This is a genomic window from Halobacteriovorax sp. ZH5_bin.2 (assembly GCF_043196375.1).
In the GTDB taxonomy this organism is placed as follows: domain Bacteria; phylum Bdellovibrionota; class Bacteriovoracia; order Bacteriovoracales; family Bacteriovoracaceae; genus Halobacteriovorax_A.
Window position 1 is genome coordinate 721,403 of record NZ_JBEBMJ010000001.1, and the last position, 18,479, is coordinate 739,881.

Here is an 18,479-nt window from a genome sequence, read left to right on the forward strand (position 1 = left end):
CAGGGGAGTATTAGCTTCCCTGCTTTTTTTATTTTATATGAGTTCAATAATTAGAAAATTCTTAAAAATACATCGCATTCTAGGTTTGGTCCTAGCGGTCAATTTCCTTGTCCTTGGTCTAACTGGAGTCATTCTCGTTTGGCGCCATGAGCTCTCTCCTGTTCAGACAGTTGAGCAAATGAGTGTTTTTATTTCAGAAGAATCATCACTTTCAAAAATTGAAAATTACTTATCGGTAAACGAAAATTATAAAGATAAAAAAGTACTTTCAATTTTTAAAGGCGATGACGGAGACATTCAAGCACGTGTTACAGAACCAGGCATAGAAAAGTTCAAAGGAGCAACAAGGTTAAAATTCGACCTTGCTGGAAATGCAATCTCTTCAAATCAAGTGAAGCCAACTATCTTAATAGATTTTATCTTAAAGCTTCATAGAGAAATACTTCTAGGAGGAAAAGGAAAAATTCTTATTGGTCTTATGGGACTATTTTTTCTTATTGCTCTGCTAAGTGGTGCTCTTATTGCCAATAAATTCTACCGTAATGTAAAGACGATGAATTCTCGTATCCTGCTTGGACGGCTTCATAAAATCATTGGAGTCAAGACACTTGCATGGCTTTTGATCGTCACTTTCACAGGATCGATTCTCGCATTCAATAGCACTTTGATTGGTCTCTTTTTAAGGGAGAACGTTAGGACACATCAAGCAAATGCTATCGTCATAGAAAATGCAAAATATGTATCAGTAACGACAGTTCTTAAAGAACTTGAAAAAAAGCTTCCACATTTAGAATATGACTTTATCTCTTTTCCTGATAATGAATTCTCAGTTCCCAACCAATTTGTTGTTCTAATGGAGAATGAGGAGCATCATCATGAGATCGCATATGTTGATGGCATAACAGGTAAGTTGAATCGTACTGTGTCACTGCCATGGTACTTAGAACTTCTAATTCTTTCTGAGCCGCTACATTTTGGTGACTACGGCGGAGTTGTCTTAAAAATTATTTGGAGTATTTTTGGAATTATTTCTTCATTTATTCCTATCAGTGGGATCTATATCTTCTTATTTAGAAGGAAATATCTCACAACTAAAGCAGGCCAATATGATGGAAATCTCTTAAGTGATACAAATATTTCAGTATCTGAGGTCTTACTTCCATCGATGTTTATCTTTGTGATCTTCTTTATCACATCTGATTTTAAATGGATTTTAAGTGCTCTCTTTCTTATTTATTTAATCTTTTCTTGGCGTGATCTCCTTATTTATCTAATCACTTTTAGCAAAAAGGTGAAGAGTTCACAGGGGAGAGTACCTTGAGTTCTAAATTAAAAATTAATAACCTTACTAAGGCCATCTCATGCCTTTGTTTTGTTTTTGGTGCGGCCCAAACAATTCTTCTTGGTCTAATACCGAAAATTGCCATGGTAACAAATCTGGATATCACTTCAGTTCTTATTATTTATGGGTTTTCAATCTTCTTCTTTCTTTTTATGACAAAGGAGTGGGCCGCACTTTTTTCAAATATTCGGCCTAAGAATATTTACCGAATCGGACAATATGGGCTTCTTCTATCAACACTTGCTCTTCTTGCAACATTTACTAGTGGTAATGTTAAGTTGTCATTAGTGTGCTTTATTTTGTCTCGAATTATCTATGCAATGACTGCTAGCTCTATTATTCCATTTTCTCAGGTTGTTAAAATAGCTCGATTTGAAGATGCTCAAAAAGGTGTCTTAGAAACTACTGTTTTCTTAAATACAGGAAGGCTTGTTGGGTTAATTCTAGGCGGCCTATTGGCATTCAATCTAAATATGGGACTTGTGATTTTAATTGGATTAATCGTTCTATCAATTCTTCTTGGTTTTGAAAGAGGTCGAAGTGATATCGAGTTTATTTCAGCTAAAGAAGATCAGGGTTCAAAATTTGTTGTTCTGCCACTACTGATGATTCCATTGGCCTTTACTTTTATGACTTCCTTCTTTCATATGAGTATGACAAATATTGTTAGTGATCTCTTTATAGGGCAAATTAAGCAATCTGCTACTATTTATTGGACTCTAACAGTTGCATCTCTTGTAATTATTCTCACTCAATTGTTCCTAAAAAAAATGAATCTCATCACTTCTAAATTTGTCACATTATTAGCAATCTTTGCTCTTATCGCTAGCTTCTACTCTTTTTATCGAATAGACGATTTAAGAACATTATATGGATTCATCATTCTGTTCTCATTTGGAGCTGCAATTATTCCTATTCTCTATATGGGACAAATTTATAAGCTTAGCTCTGCGGTTTCTAAACAGATTGTTGCCAGTGAGATCAGCTTCTATCAAACACTCGGCAATGCACTAGGGGCGCTTACGTCTGGATTAATAATCAAATTGCAACTTACAAATTATATACTTCTTTTCTTTGTTGCTCTGGTGATGGCAGCAGTTTTTATAAGCTTAAAATATAACACTTTCTATACTGAAGAGAATTTTGGTGGAGTAACCAATGGTTAGTGAAAGTATCAGGAAACTTGCAAATAAGTATAGTATTCGATCTCTGATTAACTCGATGGTAAGAGATTATTCGCAAGATAATCTTATTAAGATTGATCATGATAGGGATTTAGTGAAAATAGGAAATCTCTCATTTGAGCTCGATTCATTTTCTCCTCTAGGTGGCCATCGCTATACGGGAGAAATTTATTTAAATGGCTCTTCCATTGAATTTGATCAAATGCTTCCTGAGTTAATTAGCAGCTTTCCTGATGTTGACCCAACGTTTATCGAAAATATTATTAATTCGAGAGATAATATTGAACTTATCCTAAAGCACAATCCGGAAGTTAAAATTGATAACTACCTCGCTAGTGAACAAAAAATGCTCTTAGGGCATCCATTTCATCCTTATCCAAAATGCAAGAAGGGAATGAATGAAGGGGATATTAAATTATACTCACCTGAGTTTTCTAAAGGCTTTAAACTGACTTGGATTAAGTGTGAGAAGGATTCTATTCATACAAATGGAGATTATATTGATGTTGCAAAGGCAATGAATCAATTAGCAAAATTTGATTTATTAAGCGTTGATGAATCTTTCATTTATATCCCAATGCATCCATGGCAGTGGCGTCGTTTAAGAGAGAAAGACCTTGGTGGTGATATTCTTGAGGTGATGGATGGGCAAAATGATTGGTTTGCACTTTCATCTCTTAGGTCATTATATACTCCAGGAGCACCTTACTTAGTAAAGTTCTCTATGGATGTAAAACTAACGAACTCGATTCGACACCTTCAGCCTGAAGAGGCCGTTCGTGGAATGCAGATGGAGACAGTATTTAAAAATGAAGCTATCGCTGAATTTAGTGATAAGTTAAAAATTCTCCATGAGCCATTCTATGTTGCACTTAAAGCAAAAGATGGAAGTGCCATTGTTGAGTCAACTATTCAACTTCGTGAAAACTTTGATACATGTGAAACCTTCTTACTAGGTACTCTTGCTGAAGAGAATCCTTATACCGCTAAATCTCACTTATTGGCCCTTGTGGAGGCCAATGCTAAAAAGGCCTGCGGTAATATCTTTCTTGCTAGAAAGTACTGGTTTGATGCATTTTTAGAAAATGTCATTGGTGAGTTTATTAGTCTCTCTGAAGAACATGGAATCCTTCTTGGGGCCCATATGCAAAATATCATCCTAAAGATGGAAGATGGACTACCAGTGGGTGTTATTTATCGCGATTGCCAGGGAACAGGATTTACCACAAAGAGTGTTGAACAATTTGGCAGTAAGTATGACTTTATTGGTAATACTAAAGGGAATATTTTAAATCCTGACGATGTTAATAAGGTTTATACTTATTATTTAATCATTAACTCAGTATTTAATACGATTATTTCTTTGGCCAATGGTAATGAAAAAGCTGAGTTATTTCATCTAACTCAGTTTAGAAATTTCATTTATAAAAGACACAAAGACTCATCATTTTTGAACTATCTCGTTAATAGTGAATTCCTTTATCAAAAAGGCAATTTTAGATGTTGCGTAACTAATCAAAATGAAAACACAATTGATAATCCGTGGGATATTTATAATAAAATAACAAATCCAATTAGCTCTACTTTAAGAAAACCTCGTGCCTATGAAGGTGAGTTGTACCGTGAAATGTCAAAGCATGGCCATGAAATTGTTTTACGTGCCTTTGATATGAACGAAGATTTAATGAAATTTCACGAGTGGCACAATAAGAAATATATTTATGAATTCTGGGAAATGAATAAGTCTTTAGTGGAGCTTCGAGAATATGTGCAAGGACTCAAGGAGTCCCCTTATCAGCTACCAATTATTGTTGAAATCGATGGCGTGAAGGCCGGGTACTTTGAAGTCTACTGGGGATTTGACGATAGAATTGCACCTTATTGTGACGCTAATTTATATGATCGTGGAATTCATATTCTAATTGGAGAGGAAAAGTTTCTTGGTACTCGTGCTGTTTTTGACTCTATCTTTCATTTAACAAAGTTTCTTTTTGAAGATGATAGTAGAACGCAAAAAGTGTGGGGGGAGCCTCGTGTGGATAATAAAAAAGTATTAACTCTTGCAAGACTTCTTCCTGGCTGGGAACACAAAGGAGTCTTTAGCTTTCCTCATAAAACGTCTAATCTTTTAGAGGCCGACCGTACAAGGTTTTACCGCGAGGTGGAGTTATGATGAATACGAAAAAGTTTTATGAACTTCATAAGAATCTTGTCATTAAAGCAATTGAAGAACTTCAATTTGAAGAGCTCTTTGATGTTGAGTATTGCCATGATCGCTTCTGCTTTAGAATTACTGATGAGACCTACTATAGCTTTCAAGGCCGCATTAGTGTTTGGGGAAATCTTCAAATAAAAAAAGAAACATTTAAGAAGTATAGTGCTGAAAAAATTGTGGATGAGTATACTCTTGCAGACTTCTTTTTTGAGGTAAGAAATCTATGCAAGATGAGTGATGAAACACTCGCTCAGTTTATTGAAGAGGGGAATCAGACAATTTATGGAGATATTATTCAATCTAATTCATTAGAGAATATCACTATTGAAGATATAGCTAAATTCAACTTTAAAAAAATTGATCAAATTTTGTCAGGACATCCGAAAATTATCATGAACAAAGGACGTCTTGGCTGGGGAAGTGATGAACTTTCATTATATGCTCCAGAGTCTAGAAATAGTTATCAGCTCCATTGGTGTGCGATCAAGAAAGATTGCCTTGAATGGGGAATGAACCTCAATCAACATAAGGTTGACGATCTCTATTGCGATTCTCTTAGTGACGATGAAGTAGATTTTGCAAAAAAGAAAGTTCAAGAGAATTCGGGAGATTTTGATGACTATATCCTTATTCCGATTCATCCATGGCAGTGGAGTAAATATATTAGTGTTCAGTTTAATCACTTGATTTTTCAAGGAAGTATTATTTCTCTTGGGATGCTAGGGAATGAATACACACCGCAGGTATCCATTAGGACCTTATCTTCTAGCTCTGATGCAAGTAAGTATGATTTAAAAGTTGCCATCTCTATATTAAATACCTCAAGTGTAAGAGGGATCCCGCAAAAATATATAAAGAAAGGCTACCTCTTATCTGAAAAAATTGAAAAGATTATTAATTCTGATCTTTTCCTTAAGAATAAGGTTGATGTCTTAAAAGAAGTTGCCGCTGTAAGCTGTCCTTTACCAGAGTTTAATCGTATCAAAGGTTGCTCATATCGCTATAAAGAATTATTAGGCTGCGTTTGGCGAGAAAGCGTAGAGAATAAAATCACTAGCAATGAAATTGCTATTCCAACAGCAGCACTTCTCTTTACTAAAGATCAAAATGCACTGGTTGCTGAGTATATTAAGTCATCAGGTTTAAGTGTTTCGGAATGGATCAAAGAGTACTTCACTGTTGTTGTTATTCCTCTCTACCATCTACAAGTTGAGCACGGACTAGGTCTAGTGGCCCATGGACAAAATACCATTCTTGTTCTGAAAGAGGCAAGGCCACAAAGATTAATTATAAAGGACTTTCATGGTGATTTTAGAATGGCAACTAACTCAAAGCACTTAGGTGATGACTTTGGCGTTGAGCTTGATCAGTTACCAGCAGAGTATTTAATTCATGATCTTATCACTGGTCATTTTATTACAGTGTTACGTTATTTATCTAGAATTGTGGAAGATACTCTCGATTTTAAAGAAGGAGACTTTTATCACTTACTAGGAGAGGTTGTCTCAAATTATCAAGGTGATCGTAAGGTTGCTAAAAAGGTTAACTTATTAAGAAATGAATTTGAAAAAGTATTGGTTAATACTGTTCGCTTTGTTGCTGGTTATAGTGAAACAGGTGAGCGTCTTAAGCCAATGTTAGGAAGTAATATTAAAAATCCTCTTGTGAAAAATAGTTAGGGTTGAGTTGAGGTAGTAGTATGCAGAATATATATGACATTGTTGGAATTGGCCTAGGGCCATTTAATCTAAGCTTAGCGGCGCTTTTAAATCCTCTAGGTAAAGTGTGTAGTAAGTTCTTAGATAATAAGCCAGAGTTTAGTTGGCACCCTGAGTTGATGTTTGGAGATGCTATGATGCAAACATCTTTCTTAAAAGATCTCGTGACACCTGTTGATCCTAAGAGTAAATTTAGTTTTCTAAATTACCTCGTTGAAAATGGACAATTCTATCACTTTTTAAATACAGACAGAAAATCAATAAATCGTTACGAGTTTCAAGACTATTGTAAATGGGTTTCAAAACAACTTCGACATGACATTGATTTTGATTCTAAAGTAATCGACATCAAACACGATGGTGAGAAATTTGAAGTCATTAAAGAGGGAGGTAGCTACTACACGAAAAATATTTGTGTAGCATCTGGTCCTTCTAAGAATATTCCAGAGTGTGCGAGGCCGTTCCTTTCAAATACATTATTTCATGCAAAGTCTAAGCAAATGAAGTCACTTGATTTAAAAGGTAAGAAAGTCGTTGTTGTTGGCGGTGGGCAAACAGGAGTCGAGACATTTAGAAATGCACTCAATGGAATGTGGGGTAGAGTAGAAAAGGTTACTTTGTTAAGTGGAAGAAATAATCTACAACCTCTTGATGAAGCTCCCTTTACTAATGAAATTTTCACACCTGAGTTTGTTTTAAATTTTCACTCACTTAAGCAAGAGCAGAAAGATGCATATACTCAAAGTCAACTTCTTGCTAGTGATGGAAACACTCCCAAGTACCTACAGGAAATGTATAACGAGTTATATCTTGATCGTTTCTATTTAAAGAAGCTTCCTGACTACACCATTTCTCCAATGCGTTGGCTTAATGAAATTGAAAAGCAAGGTGAGTCCTATAAGCTTAAGGTTGATAATCTTCTCAATCAAAATAGAGAGGTTTTTGAAGCCGATATTGTAATTTTAGCAACAGGCTTTAAGAGTATTCTACCAAGCTTTTTAGATGGGCTATCAGATAAAATCGCTAAGGATGCTCAAGGGCGAATTATAGTAGGGCAGGACTATAGTATTCAAACAACGATTGAGAATGGAAAAATCTATTCAATGAACTTTAGTCGTCATGGCCATGGTGTTGCAGACCCACAGACTAGCTTGATGTCTTGGCGCTCTGCCATGATTGCGAATGACCTTGTCGGTGAAAAACAATATACCACAACAAATAATAGCGAAAGCTTTCTTAGCTTTTTTTAATTAATGGAGAAAAAAATGAAATTATTGATAGTCATGTTAATATCAACTTTATCCTTTGCAGCTCCTGCAGCTAAGTCTGAAGGTGAAGTTGAAACAAAGAGCTTCAATACGAAGGAAGAAGTACTAGATAATCCAACATTGAAGACATTATCAGGATCGCTAAAGAGATGGTCTTTTTACTCTTCGTTCAAATATAATGCTGGTGCTCTTGATAATCTCAATGATGCTGAAAGACCTAATATTAGAAATGCTGGTAATACAACATCGCTAACGAATTTCACTGGTAATTTTGGTGTAAAGTATCGTCTTTCCAAAACAGATAACCTGTCTCTTCAGGTTGGTATTGAGAAGAAGGCCCCTTTTCATGGAAGTGTTGACTCTGAAAATCCAATGGTTCAGTATGAGCTAGATACTTATGGTGATAGCTTAAATATTGATAACCCAGTTCTAAGCTACTTTAAAACTTATTATCTTTTTGGAATCCAAAATGTAACATTCCTACAGTACCAATATGCAACGTGGGACTACTACAAAGACTTAGGTATTAACTCTGTTTTTAATATTAGTCACTCCTTGGCCTACAAAGTGTGGAAGGCCGCTTATATTGCCCTTTCAGGTAATGCGACACAGTACTTTTATGATAAGAGTACAATATCATTTAATGGGATGGAGATTGCTGGTAAAGATAGGCAAGTAAATCGTTCATTCTCATTAAGTCTTGCTGGAGAGCTTTACTTTTCGCGCTCCCTTTCTTTAAGACTAATTACAGATCTTTACTCGGCCGATCACTTTAGAAGTGAACGTATTAATGAGAAGGTTCTTCAGCAAACGATAGCGATGACCTACTTCTTTACTCGTGATATTTCGATTTCACCAAATATGCGCTTTATTGCGGAAGATATTAGAGCTGACAGAACAAATGTTGGCCTAACGATGAATGTAAATTTATAAAAAAAAGGGGGATTTAAACCCCCCTTTCTTATTCTTATTTTTCAGATATTTCAAAATCGTCATGACCAGGAATTTCTTCAGGAAGTGCTTCCTTAAGGTCAACACCTAGGTGGAGTATTCTTTGTCCTGCTTCACAGTTAGGTCTCACGTTTTTACCAATAACAACACCTGATCGATCAGCACAGATGACTTCTTTTACTTGGCCAAAGACATCATAAACCTTTGCAATAACTTCACCCTTCTTTACACGATGGGTAAGTTTTGGGAGTACATCAACAATTCCACCTTTTGTTGAGTAGATCCAATAAGAGTGGTCACAGATTGTGGCATCGGTAATCATATCTTGAACATCTCCTTCGATCATTGAGTAGTAGCGAAGTGTGTTCTTGATACCATCCAGTGTTTCGTCGATAAGGGCGTGTTGAAAAGCATTTGGATTTCCAATTTCAACAGTAATAGCATGGATTCCTTGCTCATTTGCCCAAGCTCTCAAAGTTCCTTCTTCATCATATTTTTGAACAATAATTTGTGGATTTTGTAAGAAGGCGAGAGTTCTCGTTTCTTCATTCTCTAGATCAGCTCTTAGGTAGAGGCTGTTTACACGGCCATGACTTGCCGTATGTAGATCAAGAAGGTAATTAAACTTAGAAACGATCTTCTGTGTAAAGTAATGTGCATAGAGATTACTTGGATTTCCGGTAAGTTTTCCAGGCATGATTCTGTTTAAATCAATATTATCAATAAATCGACGTTGATTTGTTAGGTAGCCTGGAACGTTACTAATTGGAACCATAACGATTGTTCCTTTTAGTTTTTTTGGATCGACCTCTTCAATTAGTTTAAAAATTGTTGAGATACCATTTAGCTCATTCCCGTGTACAGCAGCTGTAATACCAAGTACAGGGCCATCCTCAACACCCTTCATTATGATGATAGGTACACGCCAAGGTACACCGAGAGCATTATCTGAGAGGTGTATTTGTAAACGGTGAATCTCACCTTGCGTAAATGAGTTTAAATCGATTTCTTCAGTAGTCTTAATGACTTGTATTGCACCCATAATACTTCCTATGCTATGAGATCATGATCTCGTTAAAGAGTGACTTATCGTTATCTAAACTTCTAAAGAGTTTAGTTCTGAAAGTCCCTTTCTTACTAATTAGTTGTTCTGCCATCTTATCAATTGCAACAACTGTAAGAATCGTTTGAATATAGGCTTCGATTAAATCATCTGTACCAATACCTAGAGAATTGAAATCTTTTTGATCCATAAGCATCAGTCTTGACGTATCTGAGTCCCATTGATTTTCACCTGTTTTTACTGATAGGTTTGTTCCTAGAACTTCCCAGCTGTCCTCTGGATAGCTTGCCTCAAGTGGTTTTCTTGCACGACGAGCATAGACTGCACATGGCATAAAACCTTTTGGTGATGAGTAGACCATAAGTCTTAAGTCTGCAATATAAATATTTCCCTTCTTATTCGGTACTGTACCGATGTGAAAGAACTTACCGTGCTCACTTGTCGAGCTCCATTCGTAGTGACCAATCAAACTTTGGACAATGAATTGATCATATGGGTAATCCATTTGCATAAAGGCATCAAGCTCATCTTGATTTGTAATTGTAAAAACACCTTGTCCTGCATTTGAATAAGGGATCTTAATAACGGCCTTACCACCAAACTTTTGTACCCAAAGTGGAATCTCCAACTTATTAACGTCTTTAATCGTCTCAGGCATATTAATCTTTAGGCCTGATTCAGCAATCTCTGAGTTATATAGCTCGTAAGCTTTGTTTGCTAATAGTTTATTACGTCCACCTGATAGACATACAAGCGTTGAGTTAAAGATAAATGTCTTTGACGTTGTTGGAATGCGATTCCAAGGCTTCTGTGTAACATAGCGGAACGCCGCTCTAATTGGAATTCTTTCTCCTGTCTCAAGAGTGATATGTAGAACACCATTTTCAAAATCTGCCATTTGTTCTTCACCATTGAAGTGTGGAACGAGGTAAACATCTTCACCCGTTAGATCTGCTATTGTTGAAGCATACCCAGATGTCTCCATGTAGTTCTTATCATAGATAACAGCAAGTGCACCTTGTGGAAGTCTCTTCTTTCTTTTTTTAAGTGCTGGTAGAAAAGAATTTTCAATAAGAAATTTATATCCTCTATGCTCATCAGCATCTGTTCTTGGTGGCATTGATTTTTGGCCAGATGGACATGAGTTTGTTTCAAGAACAACCATACGTCTATTTCCAGCTTGTGTTGTTACATAGAACAAGTCAGAGCCTCCCCAGAAAAAGTGCTTACACTCATACGAGAGAATATCTCTCAAAGTGTCTGTACAGATTTGCGGGTTAAGGTGACTATATCTCTTAATAATCCTTTCGTGGTCCAAGTTAAAAAAATGGCTTACTAAAGGGTGTAGTTGCGCGTTTAGTACCTTAGGATAAAAGTGATTTTCTTGTTCAAAATTATCAGGCTTAATAACTTCAATTCTTCTTTTCAAGTTCTCTCCAAATTGTATTTTTAAAGCATAAGTTAATGGAAATATTATAATCTCAAACCCTTCTCATGTAGCGAATATTTTGTGATTTTTATTAAAATTTTAAGGCCTGCAAATATTTTTTAGCTATATGTTGACTTGTGCGCTCGGTTTTGCATTTGTTCGGCATTGCCTAATTTGTCCTTGAGTCGCTTTTGGTTTTTTGGAATTTGTGACATGTTGTTTTTTAACAAGATAAGGGGATAGAATGAGACTTCGTAAAGAACTGCAGGGTGTAAAACGCCTTGTTGTAAAGGTTGGAAGTAATGTTATTACAAAAGGAAATGGAAAGCTAGACACTAGGAAGGTGCGAAAAATTGTTGAAGATATCTGTGAATTAATTGATGAGGGGATCGAGGTTGTCCTTGTCAGCTCTGGTGCCGTCAGTGTTGGAAAGTCATTTCTTAAAGAGCACTTACCAAGAAGAGGTCAAATAGACTTTCAGCACTCTGCTAGTGCCGTTGGACAGCCAAGACTTCTAAATACATACTCTCGACTTTTTGAAGAGAATCAAAAGATCTGTTCACAAATTCTTCTAACACATGACGATTTTAGAAATCGTAAACGAAATCTACATGCCAAACAAAGTATCAATGTTCTCTTAAAGAACAATATCACCCCGATCTTAAATGAGAATGACACAATCTCTTTTACTGAGATTGCACTGGGCGACAATGATCACTTGGCCGCACAAACAGCACAAATGATTAATGCCGATGCACTTTTAATGATTACATCAACTAATGGCCTCTATGATAAGGATCCGGCGTATGAAGATGCTAAGAGAATTGCGACGGTTCCCTTTGGAAGTGATGTCTTGGAAGATGTGAATTATCAGGGGAAGACAGCAGTTGGTAAAGGTGGAATGGAGTCTAAGGTTCACGCTATCACAAAAATCACACCTATTGGTATTAAGGCCGTTATTAGCTCGATGGATAATGAGCGACTTATTTTGGATCCTCTCACAAAGGAGCTCGGTACTTATTTTGCTCCTAAGAATGCTTATGATCCAGAAGAGAGAAAAGCATGGCTACTTTCAATGAAGAAGCCAAATTGCTATATCGAAGTTGATAGAGGTGCATTTGATGCCCTTAATGAGAGTAAGTCTCTTCTTCCAAAAGGTATCGTTGATGTTTACGGTCAGTTCTATAAAGGGGACTGCGTCGATATCATTTGCGATGGTGAAGTTTTTGCTTCTGGTGTTTGTGAATATGGGCATTGTGAAGTTGAACAAATTATGGGGCGCCATAGTGATGAAATTGAAGACCTAATTGGCTTTAGAACATCAATTGAAGTCGTCCATACAATTAACTTAATTTTAGAAAAGGATATAATCGATGAAAAAATTAGCTAGTACTGTAAGAAAAGCCTCAAAAGAACTTTTAAAGTTAAATAAAGAAACTAAGGATCTAATCTTTGATGATTTAGTAAAGGCCTTAGATGAAAATCGTGAGCTTATCTTAGAAAAAAACCAACTCGACTTAGATGCAGCATTTAAAAACGATCTTTCGAAGGCAATGGTTGACCGCTTAAAACTTACCAATGAAAGAATAGATGACATCATCTCAGGAGTTAAGACGATAAAGGAACAACCTGAAGTCGTTGGTTCTTTCTATAATGAATTTACAAATGATCTAGGTTTAAAGATTAAGCGTCAAAGAGTCCCGCTTGGAGTTATTTTAATGATTTTTGAAAGTCGCCCGAATGTTGTTGTAGACTGTGCGGCCCTTGCTCTTAAATCTTCTAACGCCATTATTTTAAAAGGTGGAAAAGAAGCAAAGCACTCAAATGAGGTTCTTGGTCAAATCATCCAGGATGCGATCTCTAAATATGTGAATAAGAATGTTGTAGAGGTTCTAGCATCAGATAACCGTGAAGTTTTAAATGACCTTCTAAATCTTAAGGATGATATCGATGTTGTTATCCCTCGAGGTGGACACGGTTTAATTAACCATGTTTTTGAAAATGCAAAGATGCCTGTGATTGCTCACTACCAAGGTCTTTGTCATATGTATATTGATAGTGAAGCGGATATTGAAAAGGCCGTATCACTTGTTGAAAATGCAAAAACTCAAAGAACTGGTGTATGCAACGCCATTGAAACGCTACTTATTCATAAGGATATCTTACCAAAGGTAAATGAAAAAATTTCTAAAAGGCTTCTTGCAAAAGGTTGTGAGCTAAGAGTTGATGAAGAGTTTGCAAATCAAACAAAAGGCACTTTTATTAAGGCGACACAAGAGGATTGGTCAACTGAATACCTTGATAATATTCTTTCAATAAAAACAGTCTCTTCCCTTGATGAGGCCATTGATCATATTGATGAATACGGTAGTAATCACTCTGAGTGTATCGTTTCTAATAATGAAGAAAATTGCCAGAAATTCCTACAAAGTGTTGATGCAAGTTGTGTCATGGTAAATGCCTCTACTCGTTTTAACGATGGTGGACAGCTAGGGCTTGGGGCAGAGCTTGGAATTTCGACAACAAAACTACATGCCTATGGTCCAATGGGAGTTGAGCAAATGACGACGTCTCGCTACGTCGTTGTTGGTGATGGGCAGATTAGATCTTAGTTTAAAGAAAATAGGAGAGTTATCATGAAGAAAATTGCCGTTATTGGTTGTGGAAATATGGCCAGTGCAGTTGTTCGTTCAATGTATAAGGACCAAAAAATTAAAAACAAATATCTCACATATACCCCTAGTCGCACACGAGCAATTGAACTTGCTAAAGAGGTAGAAGGTGAGGCCATTGTTGAACTAAAGGAAGCGTCCGATGCAGACTATTTCTTAATTGGTTGTAAGCCACAACAATTTGAAGAGCTTTCTAAAATACTTAAGGATATCGACCTCTCAAATAAAGTTGTTATTTCAATCATGGCCGGAATCGACCAAGAAAGAATTAGCAATTTATTAGGCACCTCAAAAGTAATTAGGCTAATGCCTAGCTTACCAATGGAGTACGGAGAAGGAATTTGCTTGTTAAGCACAACTGAGCAAGTAGAAGAAAATGAGGTTGAGTTTTTAAAAGAACACCTTAGTGAAAGCTCGATGATCTTGAAAATGAAGACAGAAGAACTCTTTGACCAAGTGACTGTCGTCTCAGCATCAGGGCCTGCATTTATCTATTTTTTTATGAATGCATTAGAAGACTCTTTGAAAGAGTGGGGCCTTGGTGCAATAGAGTCACGTGCAATCACGAGTCAGTTATTTAGAGGTAGTGCTAAGAGCGCATTAATTAATTGTGAGACAGAACTCGATGACTTAATTGCCAAGGTTACATCTAAGAAGGGAGTTACAATTGAGGCCATTGAGAGCTTTCGTCAAAGCGGAATCGATGCCTTTGTAAAAATGGGGGTGGATAAAGCAGTTCAACGCTCAAGTGAATTACGAAGAGGTTAGGGATAACCTAATTAGAGAATTAATCAATTCTTAATGAATATATAGAATGTTAAGGTAGTTAAATGAACAATAAGAAATCTGAAAAGTTAGTACAGTTAGTAAGTTATAGCGTCGTTGATAGTAAGCAGTCCCGCACATCTAAAGTACAAGAAAAGACTTCTATTTGTGAAGAGGGGCACGGTAAGGCGTTAAGAGAGTCATCTTTTCTTCGTCGAAGCCTAATTGAAGATGAAGAGAATTGCCTCTCAGTACTCTAAATAATAAGTTTTTAAATTAGTATTTTATTAATTAGCAAGAGCTATCTTGTCCGCTACCGCTTTGTGTTTTTTTAGTGGATGGGTAGCTATGCCAAAAAAAGGATTGTTAAATGATTGTTTACAGTTTCCTCTTTTTTTTGCTCCTCTTCGTGTTGATTGGAGTTTCTTCAAGTTTTAAAAGTAAGAAAAATAATTCGGATTACCTGCTTGCAGGTCATAGTACTCCACCGTGGTTAGCAGCTCTATCTGCAGTTGCAACCAATAATAGTGGGTATATGTTCATCGGACTCATTGGTTATACCTATACGAGTGGCCTTCAAGCATCATGGGTTATGATTGGTTGGATTATTGGTGATATTGTCATGAGTTTCTTTGTTCACAAGAAGCTAAGACAAGTAACTGAAAAAGAAAATCTTCTAAGTTTTGGGGGAGTTCTTTCGAGATGGCAAAGAGGGACTAGCTTTAAAAAGCTAAGACTTCTAGTTGGTATTATCACAATTCTATTCTTAGGTGTTTATGCTGCTGCCCAATTTAAGGCCGGCTCTAAGGCATTACACGTTCTATTTGGATGGGACTATAGTACTGGAGCAATTATTGGTGCTGTTATTGTATTTGCTTACTGCCTATCTGGCGGTATTAGAGCATCGATTTGGACAGATGCTGCCCAGTCATTTGTTATGATTATTGCAATGGGGATCTTATTCTTTGTTGGGATCAATGAAGTTGGTGGTTATGATGCTTATGTAAGCAAACTAACTGCTGTATCACCTGGTTTCTTAAGCTTTACACCAACTGGACTTAATGTTCCTGGTGGAACAGGGATTTCACTATTTATTCTAGGTTGGGTCTTTGCTGGTTTTGGTGTTGTCGGTCAGCCTCATATCATGATTCGTTTTATGACAATTGATGATACTAAGAATATGAATAAGACGAGAATTTACTATTATGCCTGGTTTATTGCGTTCACAATTATGACTATTGGAGTAGGGCTAACAGCAAGACTTCTACTTCCAAACTCAGCTAATTTTGATGCAGAATTAGCGCTACCTTTAATGAGTCAACAACTTCTTCCAGAGATTCTAATTGGTGTCGTTCTCGCGGGGATCTTTGCCGCAACAATGTCAACGGCCGACTCTCAAGTACTAAGTTGTTCAGCAGCTTTTACAAGAGATATCTTGCCGAAGAAGTCTGACAATATTTATCTTACAAAGCTTGCAACTGCTGGGACGACTATTATTGCTTTAGTTGTTGCCCTTTTTGGAAGTAAGAACGTATTTGAACTCGTCTTATTGTCGTGGTCAATACTTGCAGCTTGCTTTGGTCCATTAATTTTTATCTATGCAATTGGTAAGAAGGTATCTGAAATTACGGCCATCTCAATGGTCCTCATTGGTGGAATTGTTACTGTTGTTTGGATGAACCTTGGTTACGGCGCAACTATTTATGAAGTTGCTCCAGGTATCATGGCCGGTTTAATTACATACTTTGTTCTATCTCATACGCCTTTAAATGATATCGTTCCTGGTAATAAGGTAGTTGATAATAGAATGAAGAATTCAAAGTTTATAAATGAAGCCAATAGCTAACTCCTTGGTAAACTATTTATACCCAATTACCATTACCCTCCTATTTTTAGGGGGGTACTTTCTTGCTCTCTTAAATATTCGAAGAGTTCAAAAAAGAAAGCTAAAGAATATCCGTAAAAGAGATATTAGTGATGCTGTTGAAACAGATTCACCAGTTGATGATCAAGAAAAAGAGTTAAAATCACATGGTGTTGAAGGAATTGAAGGTCGTTTCTCATTTATGATGAGAGCACTTCCTGTTCTCTTCTTTATCCTTTGGTCTCTCTTTGTTTCTATTCCTTATCTCGGAAAGATTCCAACAGTCTATGTTTCAATTATTGCTGCTATTGTTTCTGTTATTGCTGGTTTCTCCCTAAGGCCATTCTTAGAGAACCTTTTTGCGGGTGTGATTATTTCCTTTTTTAGATCAATTAAGATCGGGGATACCGTCACTATTGATGGGCACTACGGACTTATTGAAGAGATTGGGCTGACCTATTCAGTTGTTAAGAAATGGAATTGGGTAAGACTCGTTATCCCAAATTCTAAGTTACTCCAAAAAGAAATACAAAATTTCACAATGAATGATCACTTTGTGTGGACTCATATAGAATTCTTTGTTTCGCCAGACTCTGATCTTAAGTTAGTTCGTGAGATTGCAAATCGAGTCGCAAAAAAATCCGAATACTTTTGTGATGTTGAAGAGCCAACAATGTGGGTAATGAAGCTAGATAAGGACGCCATTGAGTGCTGGTTGGCCGCATGGGCAGAGAACCCTAGTGATGCATGGGAGCTAAGAAATGATATGCGCACGCAACTCTATATTGAGTTACAAAGTGCACAGATTGAATTTCATAAGCTCAATATTAAAAGTTAAAAACGATAAGAGGTTGATATGATGAATTTAATATATAAGATTTTTGAACACTTTATAAAAATGATCCTTTTCATTTTAAATCAGTTTTTTCCACTCTCTTCCGAGTCTTAGGTACTTATGAGTTTTAAGAGCTGTTCGGTTTTTGCTAATTGGTGATGGACTTGTTAAGGTAAGGAGCAAAGTTAAATGAATCGAGGAATATGCTTGGAAAAACTAAAAGATATCAATTGGAATCATCTCTACTGTTTTTATGAAGTGGCCAAAGTTCAATCACTTAAAAAAGGTGCTGAAATCATCGGTACTTCTTCACCAACTCTTAGTGAACAGCTTAAGCGTCTAGAAAACAAATTCAATATGAAACTCTTTAACCGTAGTTCAAAAGGTCTTTCTTTAACACCTGAAGGCCTACAATTATTTGAGAGAACTAAGGGAATATTTGAGGAGGGAAGTAAGCTCCTAGAACACTTTTCTGAAGATGTTGTTGGTGGCTATCCTGTATCAATTGGAATTGAAGAGACGATCTCTTATGATCTAGCAACTGAGTTTGCTTCTCAATACTGGGATCTTTATACAAAGTATGGAACAGTAAATACCATCCGACAGGGCGATCACGACGTACTTGTGGATAATATTCTTCACGGTAATATTGATTGGGGAATTTCTCTTAGAAAGCCTAAGAGAAAGAGTTTAAATGTCGCTGAAATTGGTTCTTTTGAAATTGTCTTTTGTTGCTCAACTGAGCTCTATGATAAGTTTAGAGATGAAAAAGACTTACTGGTAAATATTCCTTTTGCCGAAAGTAATTGGGATAAGAATCTCAACCGTATTATTTATCAACATCTTAGAAAAAATGGAGTGATCCCTAAAGAGAAGGTGTATAGCGATCACATCGACTTTGTTCATAAACTTTGTCTAAGAGGTCGTTGTGTGATGTTCCTACCAAAGAATCCTTTGGAGGAATATTTAGGATTGAAGACTTTCCATTTAGGTGAACCAATCCGTATGTCTCTTTATGCAATTTGGAAAAAGTCAGATGAAGGATTGATTTCTATCCGTAAGCTGCAAGAACTCTTTCAGTCAAAGCTATCAAATGTGCCGGATCGCTACGAAGATGTGGATCTCCAGATCGAAGTTTCTGATGTTTCCGATGACTTACTAAACTAGATTCGA

At 36.5% G+C, this 18,479-nt stretch carries 15 protein-coding genes; 13 read left to right on the top strand and 2 right to left on the bottom strand.

What is annotated here, in order from left to right; translation table 11 throughout:
- Positions 1-37 precede the first annotated feature (37 nt).
- The 6 genes from ABMA76_RS03535 to ABMA76_RS03560 are packed head-to-tail and all read left to right on the top strand — an operon-like array spanning position 38 to position 8,660.
- Entirely contained in the window at positions 38-1,321 is a 1,284-nt protein-coding gene (locus ABMA76_RS03535) for a PepSY-associated TM helix domain-containing protein (RefSeq protein WP_392909067.1), read from the top strand.
- Entirely contained in the window at positions 1,318-2,508 is a 1,191-nt protein-coding gene (locus ABMA76_RS03540; RefSeq protein WP_392909069.1) for a hypothetical protein, read from the top strand. Before ABMA76_RS03535 ends, ABMA76_RS03540 begins: the two co-directional genes overlap by 4 nt.
- Positions 2,501-4,699 carry a GNAT family N-acetyltransferase gene (locus ABMA76_RS03545; RefSeq protein ID WP_392909071.1) on the top strand — a complete coding sequence of 733 codons (2,199 nt, stop codon included), beginning with the start codon at positions 2,501-2,503 and terminating at the stop codon, positions 4,697-4,699. The genes ABMA76_RS03540 and ABMA76_RS03545 overlap by 8 nt, the downstream gene beginning before the upstream one ends.
- Positions 4,696-6,420, top strand: a complete 1,725-nt coding sequence (locus tag ABMA76_RS03550; protein ID WP_393060961.1) for an IucA/IucC family protein — start codon at positions 4,696-4,698, stop codon at positions 6,418-6,420. The genes ABMA76_RS03545 and ABMA76_RS03550 overlap by 4 nt, the downstream gene beginning before the upstream one ends.
- A 20-nt stretch (positions 6,421-6,440) precedes the next feature.
- Positions 6,441-7,709: a lysine N(6)-hydroxylase/L-ornithine N(5)-oxygenase family protein gene (locus tag ABMA76_RS03555; RefSeq protein WP_393060963.1), complete on the top strand. Its 1,269-nt coding sequence runs from the start codon at positions 6,441-6,443 to the stop codon at positions 7,707-7,709.
- Between the two features lie 15 nt (positions 7,710-7,724).
- Positions 7,725-8,660: a hypothetical protein gene (locus tag ABMA76_RS03560; protein ID WP_393060965.1), complete on the top strand. Its 936-nt coding sequence runs from the start codon at positions 7,725-7,727 to the stop codon at positions 8,658-8,660.
- A 34-nt stretch (positions 8,661-8,694) separates the two neighbouring features.
- Here ABMA76_RS03560 and ABMA76_RS03565 read toward each other — a convergent pair whose 3' ends face one another.
- Both ABMA76_RS03565 and ABMA76_RS03570 read right to left on the bottom strand, forming a co-directional pair.
- The gene (locus tag ABMA76_RS03565) at positions 8,695-9,720 is read right to left on the bottom strand and encodes a succinylglutamate desuccinylase/aspartoacylase family protein (protein ID WP_393060967.1); all 1,026 of its coding nucleotides are present in this window, start codon (positions 9,718-9,720) and stop codon (positions 8,695-8,697) included.
- Positions 9,721-9,733: 13 nt separating this feature from the next.
- A complete protein-coding gene (locus ABMA76_RS03570) occupies positions 9,734-11,170 on the bottom strand; it encodes a hypothetical protein (protein WP_392859645.1) in 1,437 nt (478 codons plus the stop codon).
- Between the two features lie 244 nt (positions 11,171-11,414).
- On the opposite strand from ABMA76_RS03570, the gene proB reads away from it, so the two are divergent.
- From proB to ABMA76_RS03605, 7 genes are all read left to right on the top strand, one after another.
- Positions 11,415-12,560, top strand: coding sequence for a glutamate 5-kinase (gene proB, locus ABMA76_RS03575; protein WP_393060969.1), 1,146 nt, complete (start codon positions 11,415-11,417; stop codon positions 12,558-12,560).
- Positions 12,544-13,782: a glutamate-5-semialdehyde dehydrogenase gene (locus ABMA76_RS03580; protein WP_393060971.1), complete on the top strand. Its 1,239-nt coding sequence runs from the start codon at positions 12,544-12,546 to the stop codon at positions 13,780-13,782. Before proB ends, ABMA76_RS03580 begins: the two co-directional genes overlap by 17 nt.
- 24 nt (positions 13,783-13,806) lie before the next feature.
- A complete protein-coding gene (locus ABMA76_RS03585) occupies positions 13,807-14,610 on the top strand; it encodes a pyrroline-5-carboxylate reductase family protein (RefSeq protein ID WP_393060973.1) in 804 nt (267 codons plus the stop codon).
- A gap of 62 nt (positions 14,611-14,672) precedes the next feature.
- Complete coding sequence (locus ABMA76_RS03590; protein WP_392909088.1) at positions 14,673-14,867, top strand: hypothetical protein; 195 nt, start codon at positions 14,673-14,675, stop codon at positions 14,865-14,867.
- Between the two features lie 110 nt (positions 14,868-14,977).
- The gene (locus tag ABMA76_RS03595; protein WP_393060975.1) at positions 14,978-16,453 is read left to right on the top strand and encodes a sodium/proline symporter; all 1,476 of its coding nucleotides are present in this window, start codon (positions 14,978-14,980) and stop codon (positions 16,451-16,453) included.
- Positions 16,437-17,309 (top strand): mechanosensitive ion channel family protein, encoded by an 873-nt coding sequence (locus tag ABMA76_RS03600; protein WP_392909092.1) that lies wholly within the window; start codon positions 16,437-16,439, stop codon positions 17,307-17,309. The genes ABMA76_RS03595 and ABMA76_RS03600 overlap by 17 nt, the downstream gene beginning before the upstream one ends.
- A 186-nt stretch (positions 17,310-17,495) precedes the next feature.
- Positions 17,496-18,473 carry a LysR family transcriptional regulator gene (locus ABMA76_RS03605; protein WP_392909094.1) on the top strand — a complete coding sequence of 326 codons (978 nt, stop codon included), beginning with the start codon at positions 17,496-17,498 and terminating at the stop codon, positions 18,471-18,473.
- The last annotated feature ends 6 nt before the right edge of the window (positions 18,474-18,479 follow it).